We start from the raw sequence: 18,022 nt of genomic DNA on the forward strand, positions 1-18,022 counted from the left end.
AGGAAGCGAAGGATTCCGCTCCCCCCTGAAGCGATGCAAAACTTGGCAGCTATTGGTTCTGCACTGGAATATCCATGTCCTCGATGGTCAACTCCCGCACCAATTCAGGAATGCCCCATTCCACCTCAGGGTCCACGCGGATCTTGAAGTGATACATGGACTGCAAGGCCTGATGATCCTCGGCGCGAAACTTCATCAGTCCCTTCGGCCCCTCAAACTCCATACCTTCCATCGCCGCAATCAGCTCTTCCGTATCTGTTGAACCTGCCTTGCGGATCGCCTCCACAGCCGCAATGCCTGCCGCCATACCGCCAGCGGTAAAGAAGTCAGGTGGGCCGTCGTAACGCGCCTCATGCTCCTTCACTAGCCAGTCGTTCACCGGATTTTTCGGGATCTCGTAGTAATAGTAGGTCGCCCCTTCCATACCCGGCATGGCCTTGTAGGCCTTCAGCGCTGCCAGAATATTTCCGCCTGTCGCAATCTCGATGCCGTAACGCTCCGGGTTCATCGCATTGATCTTTGCCAGCGGATTGCCGCCACCAGCCCAGATCACAAACAGAAACTTCCGTCCCGGCTGGTCTTTAAGCGCCTCGAAAATGCGCTGGGCACTGGCGGTAAAGTCCTTGGTGTCCGTCGGTGCATACTCTTCAAACACCAGCTTGGCATTGGTTTTGGCAATGGCTGTGCGGAACGCGGAAACCCCATCCCGCCCAAATGCATAATCCTGAGCCAGGGTTGCGATGGAAGCACCGTCCTGACCAAGTGCCACAGCATTTGCAATCGCATCCTGAGAGGAGTTGCGTGAGGTACGGAAGATATAGCGGTTGAAGTTTGCGCCGGTGATGCTGTCAGCAACAGCTGGCTCCACAATCAGCAGCTTCTCGTATTCCTCCGCAACCGGCAGCATGGCCAGCGCGACGCCGGAAGAAACCGGCCCCACGGCCAGATCAACCTCATCATCGCCATAGGCCTCGGCAAGCATGGCCCGCCCGATATCCGGCTTGAGCTGACTGTCCTTCTCGATTACCTCAATCTTACGGCCATCAATCTCCATGGTGCCGCCTGTGGCGTATTCCAGCCCCATCATCAGACCCACATGGGACTGCTTGGCATAGGCCTCAAAAGGTCCTGTTTTGCCATAGACATGGGCGATCTTGATTGGCTCTTCCGCTGAAGAAATACTGGATGAAAATGAAAGTGCAAATACGCTGGCCGCCAGACTAAGCGCCGTGGCCCGAACTAATTTATACATAATGAAACCCCTCCCGCGCTGTCCCGGGGCCTCCTGCAATGCAAGTGTCCTTTTTTAAAGACGTCGGAAGCCAAACCTTAAACAACGTAAAGATAGTTGACGCATGTATTCAGGAAGGAGTCAATGATTCCGGACTATGCCAAATCATTAAGATCTGATTCCAGTATTTGTATTTGCCGTTGCTTCGACGGACTTCGGATTATCCGGTTCAAACATCAAGTAAAACACTATTTGGAAGGTGGCGGGCGCCAAATAGTTGCGATAACTTTTTTTCTACAAGAAAGAATGCTGAGCGGACGCCATCCCACGCAGGTCTTTGAAAACACGTTGCTTTCGACTGCGACAAGCTGACGATTCTGCGCCACCAAAACGCCACATTTTGCCCTGCTAACACCTTAATTAGCCTTTAGGTCGCGAGTCTTCAACGGCGGTCAGCTAAGTGTTTGTTCACCATATCTGGCAACCGGATGATAACAAGATACTGGTACCTTCAGGAACAATAAAAATAATATTCTATTAGGTGTCGTTAAGTATTGGCTGCTTTGCAGTCAGCGCTATAAAAACAATAATAAGTCCTGATCTAGGATTATTCGCATTTCACTGTGTGAACAACTTAAGGATGGCTTGCTTCCATTGCTTGGTAGGCCATCCTTTCTCAAAACGGGTTGTCTTGCCCCGACGATTTGAAAGGCCGCATCTCCTCCCCCCAAGCGGTCTTTGAGACCTGTTTTGTTTAGCACCGAGGTCACCTCCCACCTCGGTGCTTTTTTATGTCTGCATGCAATCGCGCGCGGTCTGCGAGGATTGACAGCTACGCCACCGCTTCTGCGTTCTGCAAAGAAGCCAGCTCAAAGCCTTCATCAATCCAGCCTGTCACACCACCGAGCATCAGCTTCACAGGGCGCCCCAGCTGCGAGAGCCTATAGGCCGCCTTGTCCGCAGCGTTACAGTGTGGTCCGGCACAATAGACCACAAACACGGTGTCCATCGGCCACTTGGCAAGGCTCTCTTCTGTCATATTGCGGTAAGGAAAAGAGATCGCACCATCCACGTGGCCTCTGGCAAAAGCGTTAGGACCGCGAACATCAAGTAAGACAAAACCTGCGGTGCCATCCACCAGATCAGCCTGCACATCAGTGCAATCTGTTTCGACCTGAATCTTTGCACCAAAGTGTGCAAGGGCGAACGTCGGGTCGGCAGCGGAATATTCAAGTGCGCGTGAGGACATAAATCTCTCCAAAAAACGTCATGGTGCCCCGATAAGGGGGACGGGGCACCAAAAGGGTTGTCTTTAAAGCAGCTTACGCGATGGGTGCACCGCTCTGCCGCATTCAGTGATGACAGGAATTTCGCCTGCCCCTGTAATCTGAAGAATTTCCCGCTTGCAGAAAACTGGCTTGAATGACTATATTCGTAAAAATTACGCCAAATTCATTTCCGCAGGATTTTTTGATGGTTTCCATGTCCTCTCACAAGCCCGAAGGCCCACTGGTTGCAACGCTCATTTATGACGGCCTGTGCACCTTCGAGTTCGGCCAGACCTACGAGCTGTTCGGCTTGCCCAGACCGGAGTTTGGCAGCAACTGGTACAGATACGAGACGGTTGCTATTGAGGACGGCCCACTACGCGCAGCAGGCGGATTGGAGATCAAAGCCGAAAAGCAGCTGGAAGCACTGGAACGAGCAGACATCATTATCATCCCCGGCTGGCGTGGCATTGAAACGCCCGTTCCGGAAGACCTGATCGTCGCCCTTTGCAAAGCCCACCAGCGCGGCGCACGTCTTGCCTCCATCTGCTCCGGAGCGTTTGTGTTGGCACAGGCAGGCCTGCTCAATGGCCGCACAGCCACCACCCACTGGCGTTACGCTCAGGCGCTGCAATCAGAGTTCCCCGCGATCAACGTGGAGGAGGACCGGCTCTACTCTGAAACCGACCGCGTATTCACCTCCGCTGGTAGCGCAGCAGGTATGGATCTGGCGCTCCATATCATCCGACAGGACTATGGCGCACAGATCGCCAACAGTGTCGCCAAACGACTAGTGGCACCGCCATTCAGAGAAGGAACACAAACCCAGTTTGCCGAGCAACCCGTGCCGGACCAAAGAGAAAGCAAACGCTTTGCATCACTGTTCGAAGAGTTGGAGAAAAAGCGTGCCTACACCATGTCGGTGCCGGAAATGGCCGAGTTGATGGGCATGAGCCAGCGCACCTTCATCCGCAAGTTCTCGAAGGTCACCGGGCAGGCGCCAGCTGAATGGCGACGCGCCAAGCAGCTGGAAACGGCAAAGCATCTGCTGGAGGCGGAAGAGACTATAGACATGGAAAAGCTCTCCCACCTCAGCGGCTTTGGATCAGCTGCTACCTTGCGTCACCATTTCAGAAGCAAGTACGGCACAACGCCGACAGCGTACAGACGCCAGTTCCAGACCCGTCAGTCTTGAAGATAGGATGCGATGCCAAGAGCAGCAGAACGACCTGTTGCAAAAACAGCTTGCAGCAGATAGCCGCCCGTCGGTGCCTCCCAATCCAGCATCTCGCCCGCCACGAATACACCGGGTAACTTGGTAAGCATGTAATGCTCGTTGATCTCATCAAACGAAATACCGCCCGCGCTGGAGATGGCGCGGTCGATAGGCCGCGGCGCGGTCACCTGCAACGGCAAGGCCTTAATGAGCGCCGCCAACGCCTCTGGCTCTGCAGGTAGCGGACCAGCCTCGCGCATCAAAGCAATGGCAGCGGCTGGCAGACCCGTTGCTTTGCGCAAAAAGTTGCTCATGGATTGTTTGCCACGCGGACGCGCCAGCTTGGCAGTAAGCTTGTTAGCAGAAACATCCGGCTTCAGGTCAATCTCAATCTGCGTCGTGCCATTCGCAAGCACCGCATCGCGCAATTCAGCAGAAAGCGCATAGACAACACCGCCCTCAATGCCAGTGGCATCCAGCATGGCATCACCAACAACACGATTGCCTGCGTGTGAAACGGCAATCTTTTTCAGCGGCGTGCCCTTGAAGCGTTCTTTGAAGTGCTCGGAAAAAGAAATCTCGAACCCGCAATTGGCAGGCAGCAGCTCCTTCACCCCAATCTGATGTTCACGCAAAATAGAAACCCACGACCCATCAGACCCAAGTTTCGCCCAGGACCCACCGCCAAGTGCCAGCAGCACTGCATCAAACGCTTGGGACTGGATCGGCCCTTCACCTTCCTGAAGAAGCAGCGCGCCGTCCTCATCAAACCCATGCCAACGGGTGTTGGAGTGCAGCGTCACACCGTGCTGATCGAGCAGCCTCAACCATCTGCGCAAAAGAGGGGAGGCCTTAAAGCTCTTGGGGAACACCTTGCCACTCGATCCGGCAAAGGTCGGCTCATCCAATCCTGCGCTCCAGTCCTGCAGCGCTGCAGGCGGAAAGTCACGCACGGACTGCAGCAACTGCGCATGAGCAGGGCGGTAACGGCCAAGAAACGCCTCCAACGGCTCGCTGTGCGTCAGATTAAGACCACCAAGACCGGCCATCAAAAACTTGCGCGCAGGTGAAGGACGTTGATCAAACAAGCTCACAGACAATCCCGCTTCCGCCAGATGTTGAGCGGCAAATAGTCCAGCCGGACCTGCTCCGATGATTGCAACGCGCTTTGTCAAAGACCCATCCATTCTGCTCAAGACCGCTGAGGCTCCTATCAGCCACAACCGCAGCTCTAATGCATTTGTTTTTCGCCAAATACAAGCGTCAAGCGCGACCTCTCACACAGATGTAGGAAAGCAAGATCACTCGGAGAATACCTCCTTAAAGAAACGCCCCCAAATTTGGCAGGAAGACTTTTAAGGAATGTACAGCCCCCGCACTTCCAGCTTTGCTGGATGCAAACACTATACTGGGGGCCGCTTTGAGAACTGCAATTGTAATGCCGCGTAACATGCACTTTTGCCAGTCTCGGGCCACATCAATCGACCTGTGCGCTCACGAGCTGGCCCTGCACAGCCAGAACAAAAGAAACCTGCGCATCTTTGCTGGCGGTGAGGAGGATCTGTTTGATGATGTTGATGTTCTTCCTGTAACTGCACCGGGCGGAAAACCGAGCCCCGCCAAATTCTACGATCCTTTGTCAGAGTTCGGACCGCACCTGATCGTGGTGCACCAGCATCTTGAAACCGCATTTCAGATCATCAACGACTTTCCCGGCACACCCGTTGTCCTGCATCGCCACGGCAGGTTTGAGCGCAACAGCGCCTACAAGCGTTGGAAGTACACCCGCAAAATGAATCGCCTCGCTGGCATCATCTGGGTCGGCGAAGATGCCCGCAATAACTTCTGTGAGAACTTCACCGGCGTAAGGGCGCGCAGCGTGGTTGTCCCGAACGGAATTGATTGCGAGATGTGGGCGCCAGCCCCCAAGGAGAACGCGGTAATCTACGTGGGCAGAGCCCGCGAAGACAAAGGCGTCTTTGACCTGGCCCAGGCCTGGCTCGCGTGTGCCGACCGACTGGAGCGTGCAGGCTGGAAATTGAACCTTGTCCTGGCCGTTACAGACGAAGGCGAACGCTCAACGGAAAACGCACTTCGCCAAATGCTTTCAAGCCGTGCGGACAGCGTGTCCATTGAATCCAATCTCAGCGCGCCTGATGTTCAGGAAAGGGTCGCCAGATCATCCATTGCCGTGGTGCCCTCCATTGTGGCCGAAGGATTTGGCCGCACCGCCATTGAAGCCATGAGCTGCGGCGCCGCTGTCATCACCACACACTCCGGCGGCCTATGGGAGGCGGTAGGGGAAACCGGCAAGGTGATCAATCCAAGAGCCCCCAAAGAGATCGCAACAGCGCTCCTCGATCTCGCAGACAATCTACCGCTACGTCAGGATATGGCAAAGGCCGGGCGCGAAAGGGTGCTCCGCCTCTTTAACATCCAGCAGATCGCAGAAAACTACGATGATGCGCTCATGAGCCTCTGGGATGACTTCGTCAGCGGCTCTCACAAAATACAGGGAATGATCGACCACATGCTGGTCTCTGAGTGAGGCCCGAGCGGAGCAAAGATCTGCACCGCCGGTTAGCCTGCTGGAGACAGTGCCCCAGCTCAAATGAGGCCACTCAGACAAGACAGGTAAGATGGATAACTTAGGAGAAGAAGGAAATGCATCCCGACCACATGACAGTAGTTGTCCGTGACTTGAATGAGGCCCGTTCCTTCTTCTCCCTCCTCAATTTTGAGGTCGCAAAGGCGCTGGTGATTTCCGGCCCCGTCCTCTCCAACTACATGAATATTCCAGATCTGGAGGCCGATCACATCACGCTGGTTTTGAAAGGGCACACCCCACGCTTCGAGATCCAGCTGCTGCACTATCGCAACCCGCAGCCCCATGTCGAACCACACCCCGAAAACCTATGCAGGACGGGCTACAACCACCTGTGTTTTGCAGTCAAAGATCTCGACCAGATACTGGCCAAACTTCAGGCCGCCGGATTTAAAGCCCGCTCGGATGTGATGGAGTTCAATGACAGAAAGCTGGTGTTCATATCCGGTCCCGAACAAATCACCATTGAGCTGGCTCAGTGGACCAAGCCAACCTAAAGCGCAAGTCTGAAGAGGCGCATCCCTCGGACAGGATGCTCCGCTGGACCACGCAAGTTGTCGAAGTATTGTGATAGCAGCCTCGCACCAGTAGGGTCTGGGCTGCAACAGAAATTGGATTTGCAAAATGTAACCTTACGTAGTTACAATTAAAGACAAGGGGGAGTCATGCTTCACAAGAAATTGCTATTCTTTTTGTCTCTGTTTGCTTTGCTTTTCTTATTGTCTGTTTTCGCTTTTATTGGCTGGGACAAGGTGGCAGGTTCGCAAACTCTTGAAGAATGCCGACATGATCCTGTGGGGAAAAATAAAGAGAACCTATCCTCCTGCATCGAATTAGCGAATGCAACTGGTGATAGTCGTCTTCACTTTCGTCTAGGTGTGGCATTTGCCAATGGCGAAGGCGTAGAGCAGGATTATGTGAAGGCACTTGAATGGTATCGCAAACCAGCAGCACAGGGCTCTTCTGGCGCACAGTACAATATTGGTGTTATGCATCACAACGGCCAAGGGGTGCAACAGGATTACGCCAAAGCGCTTGAGTGGTTTACCCAAGCAGCCACGCAAGGACATCCTAAAGCGCAATATCACATAGGTTTTATGCATTACAATGGCCAGGGGATGCCTCAGGACTACGCCAAAGCCTACGAATGGTTTAGCCAGGCAGCCGCGAATGACTTGGGGCGTGCTCAAAATTATTTGGGTACTATGTATTCTTATGGCCAAGGAGTCCCGCAGGATTACGCCAAAGCGCACGAATGGTATCGTAAAGCGGCACTCAATCATAATCCGAAAGCGCAAAATAGTTTAGGTCTAATGTATCTAAACGGTGTTGGAGTGCAAAAGGATTATGCAGAAGCATTTGAGTGGTTTAGCAGGGGCGCCGAACTTGGTGATAGTGAAGCCCAGAGCAACTTAGGCGCCATGTACGAAAAGGGCAATGGGGTGCGCCAAGACTACGCCAAAGCGTTCGAATGGTACCAGAAGGCTGCGCTAAACGGGGTACATATGGCACAGCATAATCTGGGATTACTTTACGTAAAGGGTGAAGGAGTAGCGCAAGACTACACCAAAGCGTTTGAGTGGTTTGGGAAAGCTGTACGAAATGGTTCCTATGTGGCGCAGAACAGCTTGGGTTTGATGTATGTAAACGGTGCTGGAGTGCAAAAGGATACTGCGGAAGCGTTTGAGTGGTTTAGCAGGGGTGCCGAACTTGGTGATAGTGATGCTCAGAATAATTTAGCCGTAATGTATCTATTGGGTGATGGGATACCGAAAGATTTTGTGAGAGCCTACATGTGGCATAGCCTTGCTGCAAACCAAGGTAATCAACTGGCGCTAAGAAATCGCACCGAAATCATGAAGCGTCTCACCCCCGAACAAATCACTGAAGGGCAACGAATGGCGCGTGAGTGGATCGAAGCCCACAGTGATTAGAAACTAAGTCGCCTAAAGGTCATACAAGTACAACCCACTCAGGCACAGTGAGCACAGCCTTCACACCAGCAGTGCCTTGGCCGCTTCCTTGTAGTTGCGCGCCTTTGCGTTTTGAGCGAAGAGCAAGCCCTTTAGGCGCTCCATCCCCGCATTGCTTTTTTTGATCCGGTGAGCCACATGCCGCGCCACTTTGGGAGAGAGAAACGTAAACCCGCGCTGCTTGATTTCCGCGCGCAAAGCATGTCCCAAGTCGGTCGCCAGCGTCTCCTTTGTGAACGCGGGCTCCTCCTCACCATGAAAGCGAGCGATAGCCGCGAGCAGTGCCATATCAGCAACCAGCCGGTAAGGACGCCCGATGCTGGCCGTCACTTGGCCGGGATGCAGCCGATACCGCACAAGCCGCTCATTGAGAGCGCCAATCTTCCCAACCTCCAGCAAACGCAGATAAAGGTCATAGTCTTCGGCACCATCAAATTGCGATCGATACCCGCCGACCGCCGTCACTATATCACGGCGAAACATAATGGTCGGATGGTGCAGGCAGCATTTCTCATAAAGACGTTTACGGATCTCCACCGAACTCTTCGGGCACTCCATCTGGTCAATGACCTGCCCGTCCGCATCAATCACCGAAACCTCTGTCCCGCACAGAAGCCAATCAGGATTGCGGTCCATAATCCGCAACTGCCGCTCCAACCGCAGCGGCTCTGAAAGATCATCCGCATCAAGGCGCGCCACCAACGGGCTTTGAATGGCAGCAAGACCCAGATTAAGCGCAGCAGAAATTCCTTTCCCCGGACCCTGCAGAATCTGGAAGCGGCCTTTAGGAAAGTACTCCACAAAATGCTCGCCGATCGCCCGCGTATCATCGCTGGACGCATCATCCACCAGCACAACGGCAAAGTCTTTGAAGCTCTGCGCTCGCAGACTGCTCAGCGTCTCCCAAAGAGTGTTTGCGGCGTTACGCGCGGGGATCAACACGCTTACAAGCGGGGGAGGGTCCTGCATCTGCTGTCCAGCCATCTAACCAGTCACCTGTCTGCCAACACTAGTCACCATCAAAGTAGGATGGCAATCCGCGCTAAGCCTCTGTCTATCCCGTATTTACTGCGAATACGGCATCACCGGACGCACCGTGGCCTCACCCATTATCCCGGCGCATAGCAGCTGGATCCTCCTTGGACTTGCCAGCTTTTGCCATCAGATCCGCCTCAATGGATTTCGCCACCCGCAAATACCGGCCCACCGCATAGTTGGTGGAGGCAATCAAGCCCCACCAGCCATAACGGCAGTAGCCTCGCATCACATATCCCTTCAGGAAGGCAAGGGGGAACTCATAGAGCAGCCGGGACCGTGAAAGCCTGCGGCCCCGCCCATGCATCTCTCGCACCTGCATGGAGGAATAACGGTTCATCTTCTCAAAGTGGAACGTAATGCTGGGAATGCTGCGGTGGTCCATATGCCCCTTCAGCATGCCCACGCGGGCATCACTGGGAGGGCGAACCGTATCGTGCACCGCGTTGGCAGCAAACCGCCCAACGCTCCTGCGATAAAGCCGGATTTGTTTATGCGAATAAGCGTGCTTTGCCGCAGTGCTCTCATGCGGCCACACATCACAAATATCGACTTCCCAAAAATCGTTCTGCATCAAAACAGAGGTCTGGAATAATCCAAGAATCTCGTCGCGCAGCGCAGGGGTCACCACCTCGTCCGCATCAATGTTCAGGATCCAGTCATTCCGGCATTGGTCTTCCCCAAACCGCTTTTGCAGGCCGTATCCGTTCCAGTCATGATGCAGCACACGCGCACCCATGCGCTGGGCAAGCGTAACAGTCCGGTCCGTGGACCCGCTATCAATCACAATGACTTCATCAGCCCAATGAATGCAGCTGGCAATTGTCCGTCCGATCCGGTCTTCCTCATCCTTTGCAATGATGAAAACCGAGAGCGGGATGCGGGGTTTCTCGGAGCGGCCATCAGCAGCGAGCGCCCCCTGTCGGGCACGCTTTTCTGCAATGTCGATGATTTTGCTCTGGGTGGAGATATCGGGCCTCAAACTCTTGGATTACGCTAAGTAATCTACAGTTTACTCCCCAAGGCACATTCCGATATTCGCTCAATATGAAGGACTGTTTTTGCCTAATTGAAACCAGTCAGTATCAATTAAGGGATCGAGCAGCGGGCAGGGCACAATGGCCCTGAACAGCTGGTAAAACCCATCAGCTACTCGTCTGCTTAAGCAAGAAATCACGCGCACCGCCACGAAACCTAGCACAAAGTCCTTCGGATAGCTCCGCTCACTACAACTTCCGTATGATTGCATCCGGCGCCGAGGGGTGAAACGATCTGCGCAAATTTGAGAGCCGGGTTTGAGGCGAGACTTACGGCACCACATCAAGTCCTTTGGGAGAAGAACATGGCCGCAATTATTGGTTGGGCACACACACCATTTGGAAAACTGGCAGATGAGACCGTCGAGACTCTCGTAACAAAAGTTGCCAAGCAAGCGATTGAGGATGCAGGTCTCGCCGCAGAAGATATCGACGAGATTGTGCTGGGTCACTTCAACGCCGGTTTCTCCAAGCAGGACTTCACCGCAAGCCTCGTGCTGCAGGCCGACGATAAGCTGCGCTTCAAGCCAACCACCCGCGTTGAAAATGCATGTGCAACAGGCTCGGCAGCGGTTCATCAGGGCGTAAAATCCATCAAGGCAGGTGACGCCAAGTTCGTGCTTGTTGTTGGCGTAGAGCAGATGACCACCACACCAGGTCCGGAAATCGGCGCCAACCTGCTCAAAGCTTCCTACCTGCCTGAAGATGGCGACACACCTGCTGGTTTCGCTGGCGTCTTCGGCAAAATCGCAGGCATGTACTTCCAGAAGCATGGCGACCAGAGTGAAGCGCTGGCCCACATCGCGGCGAAGAACCACAAGAACGGCGTCGACAACCCATACGCACAGATGCGCAAGGACCTCGGTGTGGAGTTTTGTCTCAATGAGAGCGATAAGAACCCGTTCGTGGCTGGCCCGCTTAAGCGCACCGACTGCTCGCTCGTGTCTGATGGCGCAGCAGCGATTGTCCTCACCGACACCACAACAGCGCTTTCCGCGAAAAAGGCCGTTGCCTTCCGCGGCATGGGACATGCGCAGGACTTCCTGCCAATGTCCAAACGCGACATCCTCAAGTTCGAAGGCTGCACTGAAGCGTGGAAGCGCGCACTCTCCATGGCCAACATCAGCATTGAAGACCTGTCCTTCGTAGAAACCCACGACTGCTTCACCATCGCAGAGCTGATCGAGTACGAAGCCATGGGTCTTGTACCAGAAGGGCAGGGCGCAAAAGCTATTCTGGAAGGCTGGACCCAGAAGGACGGCAAGCTGCCGGTCAACCCGTCCGGCGGCCTGAAAGCCAAAGGCCACCCAATCGGCGCAACCGGTGTTTCCATGCACGTCCTCACATCCATGCAGCTGGTGGGCGAAGCGGGCGGCATTCAGGTAGAAGGCGCAGAACTCGGCGGCATCTTCAACATGGGCGGCGCCGCCGTCGCCAACTACGTCTCCGTCATGCAGCGCTTGAAGTAAGCGCCGCTAGAGATATCGATAAACGCATGAAAGCCCCGTTTGCTCGGGGCTTTTGTGTTTTATGGAAAGCAACATGGAAATGTGGGAGAGCAACAAACTGTTTTACCGAAAGCCCTGAGCTGACCATTCATCCGCGCATAGGCATTTGCGGGTGATGCATGGCGATTAGTGACCATACCGGACAGTCAACCCTGACAGGCAAATTCTCGGTCAGGGCGAGGGCTCGACTTTAGATCGGTCCTCTACAATGCTGACAAAATTGGTGTGCGCAACAGGTTTACTGCACCTTGCGCTCGCCGGGACATGATCACGACCACTCTTTGCAACGGGCCACTCAGCGGGAACAAATCCAGCTTGGTGACATTCTTGAGTTAAATAGAGGCCGGATTTAATGGTCCCAAAAAGAAGACGACGAATAGACCTAAAAGGCCAGCGACCAAAAGATAGTAAAATGTCGGCAATATTGTCTTTCTAAGCAGAGCTCCTTCCTTGCCAAGCAGCCCGACAGTTGCAGACGCGGCTACAACATTATGTATTGCAATCATGTTTCCAGCGGCGGCTCCAACAGACTGTAACGCCAAAATGGTAACTGTCGATATCTCGAGTTTTTCTGCAACTCCAAACTGGAAGGCAGAAAACATAAGATTGCTAACTGTATTTGAACCAGCAATAAAAGCCCCTAAGGCACCGATGATTGGCGCGAAAAACGGCCAGGCCAAACCTACCGTATTTGATACCCAGTCTGCCATTGCTAACGGCATACTTTCGAGACCAAGTCCATTGGCACCTGAATTGACGTAAATCCGAACCATAGGAATGGTAAATATCAACACAAAGCCAGCTCCCAAAATTATTCGTGAGCTTTCATTGATGGATGCAAAGATGTCGGATGGTTTCATCCTTTGAAGGAAATATGTAATGGCTATAACAAGAATAAACACGGAAAACGGCAGATAGAGAGGGGCACTTCCGGCAGAAATGTCGGTCCCAAGTATATTCTGGAATTCAATCCTCTGAGATTGGAGCCATGTGCCGATTGGCAATTCAGTCAGACGAGTGATTACAAGGAAAACGGGAATTAAAAGATAAGGAGCCCAAGCACGCCACAATGACATTGCAGGCATTTTGCTGGTCTTATCGACTATCTTCTCCAATTCCCCTGACCAGCCTGCTGGCCATTGTGTACGCGGAGCGAAGTCCCAATGATCTTTAGGAACGCAGAACCCCACACGGGCAGCTGTATATAATATTCCAAGCGCGACCAAACCACCAATAAGACTAGGAAATTCAGGGCCTAAAACAAACCCTGTAATGATATAGGGAATTGTGAACGCGAGGCCACCTAGTATTGCGAATGGAAATATGGATAACCCTTCAAGCCAGGATTGGTTTTTCCCAAAAAAACGCGTGAGCATCATAATCATGATAATGGGCATAAACGTACCAGCGATGCCGTGAAATATTACAATATCATTGGTAACGAGCTGTAGGTAATCGCTCATTGTTAAACCGGATGAGCTCAGTAGAGCATCAATTTCTGGCCCTTGTACACCACCGCTTACTCCAACAATAATAGGCGTTCCAACAGCACCAAAAGATACTGGCGTAGACTGAACCATCAATCCAAGCATTACCGCCGCCATAGCGGGAAACCCCAATGCGACCATTAGTGGAGCAACGACTGCGGCTGGTGTCCCAAAACCAGAAGCACCCTCAATAAATGTACCAAAAGCCCAAGCAATAATAATGACCTGAATTCGTCTGTCGGGACTTACGTGAGATAAGCTGTCCTTTATAATCTTGGTCGCTCCCGAATGCTTCAGCGTGTTAAGAAGCAGGATGGCCCCAAAAACTATAAGAAGTATTTCTGCCGTTAGAACAAGACCTTGCAGGGTAGACGCAACAACTAGATCAACCGGCATTTGCCAAATGACAATTGCTATGGCTGCAATAACTATGTAGACAATCGGCATAGCTACCCGTGCTGGTAGCCTAAAGCCCAACAACATTATGGCAGCCAATAATATAGGCACTGCGGCAAGTAATGCTTGTATACCAAGAGTCATTTCGAATTTCTCCAGTTATATCTTTATACAGGCAGTACATCAAAGGCGATGCTATCGGGATTAGGGTCAAACGGACTTCAATTGCCCTAGGGGAAGAAGAGGCAATAGGTCGCACTAGTGGGCGAAATGGTCGTATTTATGACTCTGTCACAATGACCTGACTATGAAACGGTAATCCCCCCGCTAATTGATCGAGTTTAAAAGTAGAGATGTCGTTGCCTCATATTGAGGACTCATTATTAAAGAAATCTCATTTCAGAGATTGCGCACTACTTTACCCGAGCTGTACTCAGCCCTTGATGGAAACATCCGAATATCCGCCCATGGCCCAACCGGGTCAGTAATGGCTAGATGGTTGACTTGGATCTCTGCACTGTAGCGAATGACCGGCATGGCTGAAACTTCGATTAATCATTGGTCTCTTTGACGCTCGTTTCAATCGGGTGAACAACTCCAATTATGTATAATAGTCACCAGCGCTATGTCTCTGATATCAGATCTACACAGTAGTCTTCGTCCCGCATGACAGAAACGACAGGAGAATAGCTTGCAGGATACTAATAAACTGCCAGAGGGGCTGGAACGCGAGCTCCTGATTGTTCTGATGGAAGAATGCGCTGAAGTGCAACAGCAAGTCAGCAAGATCTTGCGCTTTGGCGCGCTTGTAACCGGACCGGATAACCAACGCACCAATGCAGAGCTCTTAGCAGCGGAGGTTGGTGACCTCTCCCACATGATCCAAAGATGTATAGAAATAGGCCTCTTCACAGCCGAGGACATCGCGACCGCAGCAGAAGCAAAACGGACCAAGCTCAATCGATATCTGAGACATAAATGAAGATTGGCCGAGCAAAGAGCGATCTCTGAAAATTAACCTGCTCTTTGCAGTCGGCGCGTCCGGCGTGGCACAGCTTGCTCCGCCAATTTGGGATGACTTGGGAGAAGACAAGGGGTGATAAGAACCATATGACAACCTTATCCTTGCTCACCTGATAGATGATCTTGACTCTAAATCCACCCCGATATCCCTTTGTAAATGTGGTGGCAGGTCATGCGCATCCAAACGTTCACTCACGCGTTCTCCTGATTGGAGTAAGTTTCCAAGTGCTTTAATTAGGCCGTTGAAAATATTGGGTTTATTTTCGATTTTTCGAACTTCGGCGGTAAAGTCTACCATGATTTTTCTCCGTTTGTTGTTGGGGTGATTAATGCCGGAGCTTGCATTTACAGTCCAATCGAATATAGGGATGAGTACATAAGGAGAATTTATTATAAATGCCGAACAGCCTGCCTCCACTCAACGCTCTGCGCGCCTTTGAAGCTGCTGCGAGACATTCCAATTTCACCCGCGCTGCGGAGGAGCTGGGGATGACGCAAGCCGCTGTGAGCTACCAGATAAAAGTGCTGGAAGATCGCACGGGCAAACCCTTGTTCAACCGGGTGGGACGACAGGTTGTCTTAACGGATGCGGGCGCTCAACTTGCGGCAGTAGCAGGTGAGGCTTTCCAGTCCATTCGTACTGGCTTTTCGGCAGTACAGGGAACCGAGGACGGGACACTCAAGTTAAGTGTGGTTCCCACGTTTGCCATGAATTGGCTCTCGTTGCGTATTGGAGCGTTCCAGATGGCAAACCCCAAGTTGGCCGTTCAGTTGGAAACTTCTGGCGCTATTGTCGACTTTGCATCCTCTGATATCGACATGGGGATCAGGAATGGTGCTAGAGATGTGCCGGGGTTATGCTCACACAAACTGGCGGAAGTTACTTATACCCCCATGTTAAGTCCAAGGCTTGCCGAGAGCATTGGCGGCGTGAACAAACCGGAAGACCTGCTGAAGCTTCCCCTCATTGATATGGGGGATCCTTGGTGGAGAAATTGGTTTGAAGCAGCTGGCGTGAAAGACCCCGATTTCTCAAAGCAACCTGTTTCCCAAATGGGGACGCAAGCTGTTGATGGAAATATCGCGATTGCAGGACATGGTGTAGCTATTCTGACGCCGTTGTTTCATTCCAGCGCGTTGCGTGACGGCCTTCTTATTCAACCCTTTGAATTAAAGTGCACGGCTGAAAATCCGCTTTGGCTTGTTTATCGTGAAACGCAGAAAAACAACCGGAAAATAAAGCTGTTCCGAGACTGGATACTGAGCGAAATGGCAAAAGACAAAGCTTGCTGTGCTGCCTAATCCTTTTTGGAAGTTTTATTAAAGTAAGCTAGGGTGGTTTTGCTTGCCTGCGCACTCCAGATACAGTTCATAGAAACAGCAGGGTAGACACGAAGAACCAGATTCCTCAAATGGCGAGTTCATCGAAACCAGCAGGTTTCCAGCACTGGTATCTGGTGATCCCAGTGGGACACAATGCGCATAGATTTTTTTTCTCATTCTGTAGGTCAGGCAGCAAAGTCGAGCGCTTGGGCGATCTCTATTTGCCGTAAATGTAGAATGGTGTTTCACATGCGCTGATATTTCGGTCTGGGCGCCGTTTCCCAGTTTGCGTGCTAGGAAAAAATCTTTTCTAACCCGCCACTCAGCTTTGGAATGCCATACCGAGCTTCGGATAGTTCCCCTCTGTACACTCACCGGCAATGAAGCGTTTTCCCTAAGGATGCGCTCCATGACAAATGATCCCTAAACGACCGGAGAGCGCAATGGCTTTGGTAGAGAGCTTCAACACACAGCAGGACGAGAACAATAAACTCGCTGTCTTTCCAACCTTCCACAAGGTTGAAGGCAAAATGGTTGTTGTTGTTGGCTGCGGTGATGAAGCTGCTGCGAAAGTAAGGCTACTGGCGCAAACCAAAGCGCACATCCGTGTCGTTAGCCAGGAGCGCCCAAGTGCAGCTTTGGCAGAAGCGGTCGCCGATGCAGACGGCGTCTTCATGCTCAACGCATTCAACCCGGCTTATCTGGATGGCGCAGTCCTTGTGTTTGCAGCCAATGACGAAGAAGAGCTGGACCGCCAGGTCGTGGAAGCAGCCCGCGAAAAAGGCATTCCGGTAAACGCAGTGGACCGTCCTGAGCTTTGTGATTTTTACACCGGTGCGATGGTCAATCGCGCACCTGTTGCCGTTGCAATCACCTCAACAGGCGTAGGCCCTGTTTATGCTCGCCACATCCGAGCGCAGGTCGAAGCTTTGTTGCCACGCGAAGCTGGTCAGCTGGCAAGGCTGGCAGAAGGCTTCCGTGCGACAGTTGGCAAGCTGATGCCTTCGGGAAGTGCACGTCGTCGCTTTTGGGCTGAATTCTTTTCAGGTTCTGTCGCTGCGAACACTTTTGCTGGTGAGACACAAAAGGCCCTGACCGAAGCGCATCGCTTGCTGAACAGTGAGCAGGACCAGCGCGGATACGTCTGGCTCGTGGGCGCTGGCCCCGGAGCCGAGGACCTGCTGACCTTGCGCGCGCAGCGTGTTCTGCAGGAAGCTGATGTGATCTTCTACGACGCGTTGGTGCCAGATGCTGTGGTCAACATGGGTCGTCGCGATGCAACGCGTATCAGCGTTGGAAAACGCAAAGGAACGCACAGTTCAACGCAAACCCAAATCAACCAGTTATTGGTCGCCGCCGCCAAGTCCGGCAAACGGGTTGTTCGCCTCAAAGCAGGGGACCCGATGGTGTTTGGACGGGCTGGCGAGGAGATCGCTGCGCTACGTGAACATGATGTCGACTTTGACATTGTGCCCGGTGTCACCGCAGCCTTCGCTGCTGCTGCCAGTGCACAAATACCGCTGACATTACGGGGTGTTTCCTCGTCACTGGTCTTTGCCACAGGACACAACCAGCACGGAGATGTTCTCCCCGATTGGGCGGATCTCGCCCTGAATGGATCAACAACCGCCGTTTACATGGGCCGCACGGTGGCGGGGAAAGTTGCTAACCTGCTTGTCAAAGCGGGGATGGACTTATCCACGCCGGTCATGGCCATTGAGAACGCAGCCCAGACAAAAGAACGCAATTTTGCAGGCAACCTGCAAGATCTTTGCGACTTCGAGCAGCATGACAGCGTCACCGGACCCACACTTATCGTCATCGGTAAGGCAGTGGCCCACGCAGACCAGTCGCGCTCGCTCCCACTAAGTCCATACAAATACGAACGTTTACCGGCTGTTGTCGCAGCCTAGGGAGACC

At 52.7% G+C, this 18,022-nt stretch carries 15 protein-coding genes; 8 read left to right on the top strand and 7 right to left on the bottom strand.

Features of this window, described 5'->3' with window-relative positions:
- Positions 1–49 precede the first annotated feature (49 nt).
- Positions 50–1,252 (bottom strand): substrate-binding domain-containing protein, encoded by a 1,203-nt coding sequence (locus IE076_RS19770; RefSeq protein WP_189438524.1) that lies wholly within the window; start codon positions 1,250–1,252, stop codon positions 50–52.
- 811 nt (positions 1,253–2,063) lie between these two features.
- Positions 2,064–2,480: a rhodanese-like domain-containing protein gene (locus tag IE076_RS19775; RefSeq protein WP_189438525.1), complete on the bottom strand. Its 417-nt coding sequence runs from the start codon at positions 2,478–2,480 to the stop codon at positions 2,064–2,066.
- Between the two features lie 224 nt (positions 2,481–2,704).
- On the opposite strand from IE076_RS19775, the gene ftrA reads away from it, so the two are divergent.
- Positions 2,705–3,694, top strand: coding sequence for a transcriptional regulator FtrA (gene ftrA / locus IE076_RS19780; RefSeq protein WP_244649738.1), 990 nt, complete (start codon positions 2,705–2,707; stop codon positions 3,692–3,694).
- Here the strand turns inward: ftrA and IE076_RS19785 are convergent.
- On the bottom strand, positions 3,685–4,902 hold the full coding sequence (locus IE076_RS19785) for a TIGR03862 family flavoprotein (protein ID WP_189438630.1): 1,218 nt from the start codon (positions 4,900–4,902) through the stop codon (positions 3,685–3,687). The genes ftrA and IE076_RS19785 overlap by 10 nt on opposite strands.
- Before the next feature lie 233 nt (positions 4,903–5,135).
- On the opposite strand from IE076_RS19785, the gene IE076_RS19790 reads away from it, so the two are divergent.
- The 3 genes from IE076_RS19790 to IE076_RS19800 all read left to right on the top strand — a co-directional run bounded on the left by IE076_RS19790 (position 5,136) and on the right by IE076_RS19800 (position 8,254).
- On the top strand, positions 5,136–6,263 hold the full coding sequence (locus tag IE076_RS19790) for a glycosyltransferase family 4 protein (RefSeq protein ID WP_209009311.1): 1,128 nt from the start codon (positions 5,136–5,138) through the stop codon (positions 6,261–6,263).
- A gap of 131 nt (positions 6,264–6,394) precedes the next feature.
- Positions 6,395–6,817, top strand: a complete 423-nt coding sequence (locus IE076_RS19795; protein ID WP_209009313.1) for a VOC family protein — start codon at positions 6,395–6,397, stop codon at positions 6,815–6,817.
- 168 nt (positions 6,818–6,985) lie between these two features.
- Positions 6,986–8,254 (top strand): tetratricopeptide repeat protein, encoded by a 1,269-nt coding sequence (locus IE076_RS19800; RefSeq protein WP_189438528.1) that lies wholly within the window; start codon positions 6,986–6,988, stop codon positions 8,252–8,254.
- A 60-nt stretch (positions 8,255–8,314) separates the two neighbouring features.
- Here the strand turns inward: IE076_RS19800 and IE076_RS19805 are convergent, their stop codons facing one another.
- A complete protein-coding gene (locus tag IE076_RS19805; protein WP_189438529.1) occupies positions 8,315–9,277 on the bottom strand; it encodes a glycosyltransferase family 2 protein in 963 nt (320 codons plus the stop codon).
- A gap of 118 nt (positions 9,278–9,395) precedes the next feature.
- Positions 9,396–10,310 carry a glycosyltransferase family 2 protein gene (locus tag IE076_RS19810; RefSeq protein WP_189438530.1) on the bottom strand — a complete coding sequence of 305 codons (915 nt, stop codon included), beginning with the start codon at positions 10,308–10,310 and terminating at the stop codon, positions 9,396–9,398.
- A 360-nt stretch (positions 10,311–10,670) separates the two neighbouring features.
- Here IE076_RS19810 and IE076_RS19815 point away from each other — a divergent pair, with 360 nt between their 5' ends.
- The gene (locus IE076_RS19815; RefSeq protein WP_189438531.1) at positions 10,671–11,834 is read left to right on the top strand and encodes an acetyl-CoA acetyltransferase; all 1,164 of its coding nucleotides are present in this window, start codon (positions 10,671–10,673) and stop codon (positions 11,832–11,834) included.
- A gap of 371 nt (positions 11,835–12,205) precedes the next feature.
- Here IE076_RS19815 and IE076_RS19820 read toward each other — a convergent pair whose 3' ends face one another.
- Positions 12,206–13,900, bottom strand: a complete 1,695-nt coding sequence (locus IE076_RS19820) for an L-lactate permease (protein WP_189438532.1) — start codon at positions 13,898–13,900, stop codon at positions 12,206–12,208.
- A gap of 547 nt (positions 13,901–14,447) precedes the next feature.
- Between IE076_RS19820 and IE076_RS19825 the strand changes: the two genes are divergently transcribed.
- Complete coding sequence (locus IE076_RS19825) at positions 14,448–14,738, top strand: hypothetical protein (protein WP_189438533.1); 291 nt, start codon at positions 14,448–14,450, stop codon at positions 14,736–14,738.
- A 147-nt stretch (positions 14,739–14,885) separates the two neighbouring features.
- On the opposite strand, the gene IE076_RS19830 is transcribed toward IE076_RS19825, so the two are convergent.
- The gene (locus IE076_RS19830; RefSeq protein ID WP_189438534.1) at positions 14,886–15,077 is read right to left on the bottom strand and encodes a hypothetical protein; all 192 of its coding nucleotides are present in this window, start codon (positions 15,075–15,077) and stop codon (positions 14,886–14,888) included.
- Between the two features lie 98 nt (positions 15,078–15,175).
- Between IE076_RS19830 and IE076_RS19835 the strand changes: the two genes are divergently transcribed.
- Positions 15,176–16,081: a LysR substrate-binding domain-containing protein gene (locus IE076_RS19835; protein WP_189438535.1), complete on the top strand. Its 906-nt coding sequence runs from the start codon at positions 15,176–15,178 to the stop codon at positions 16,079–16,081.
- A 464-nt stretch (positions 16,082–16,545) separates the two neighbouring features.
- Complete coding sequence (gene cysG / locus IE076_RS19840) at positions 16,546–18,015, top strand: siroheme synthase CysG (protein ID WP_209009315.1); 1,470 nt, start codon at positions 16,546–16,548, stop codon at positions 18,013–18,015.
- Positions 18,016–18,022: the final 7 nt, after the last annotated feature.

Origin of the sequence: Pseudovibrio japonicus (assembly GCF_014651595.1) — a bacterium.
GTDB classification, from domain to species: Bacteria; Pseudomonadota; Alphaproteobacteria; order Rhizobiales; family Stappiaceae; genus Pseudovibrio; species Pseudovibrio japonicus.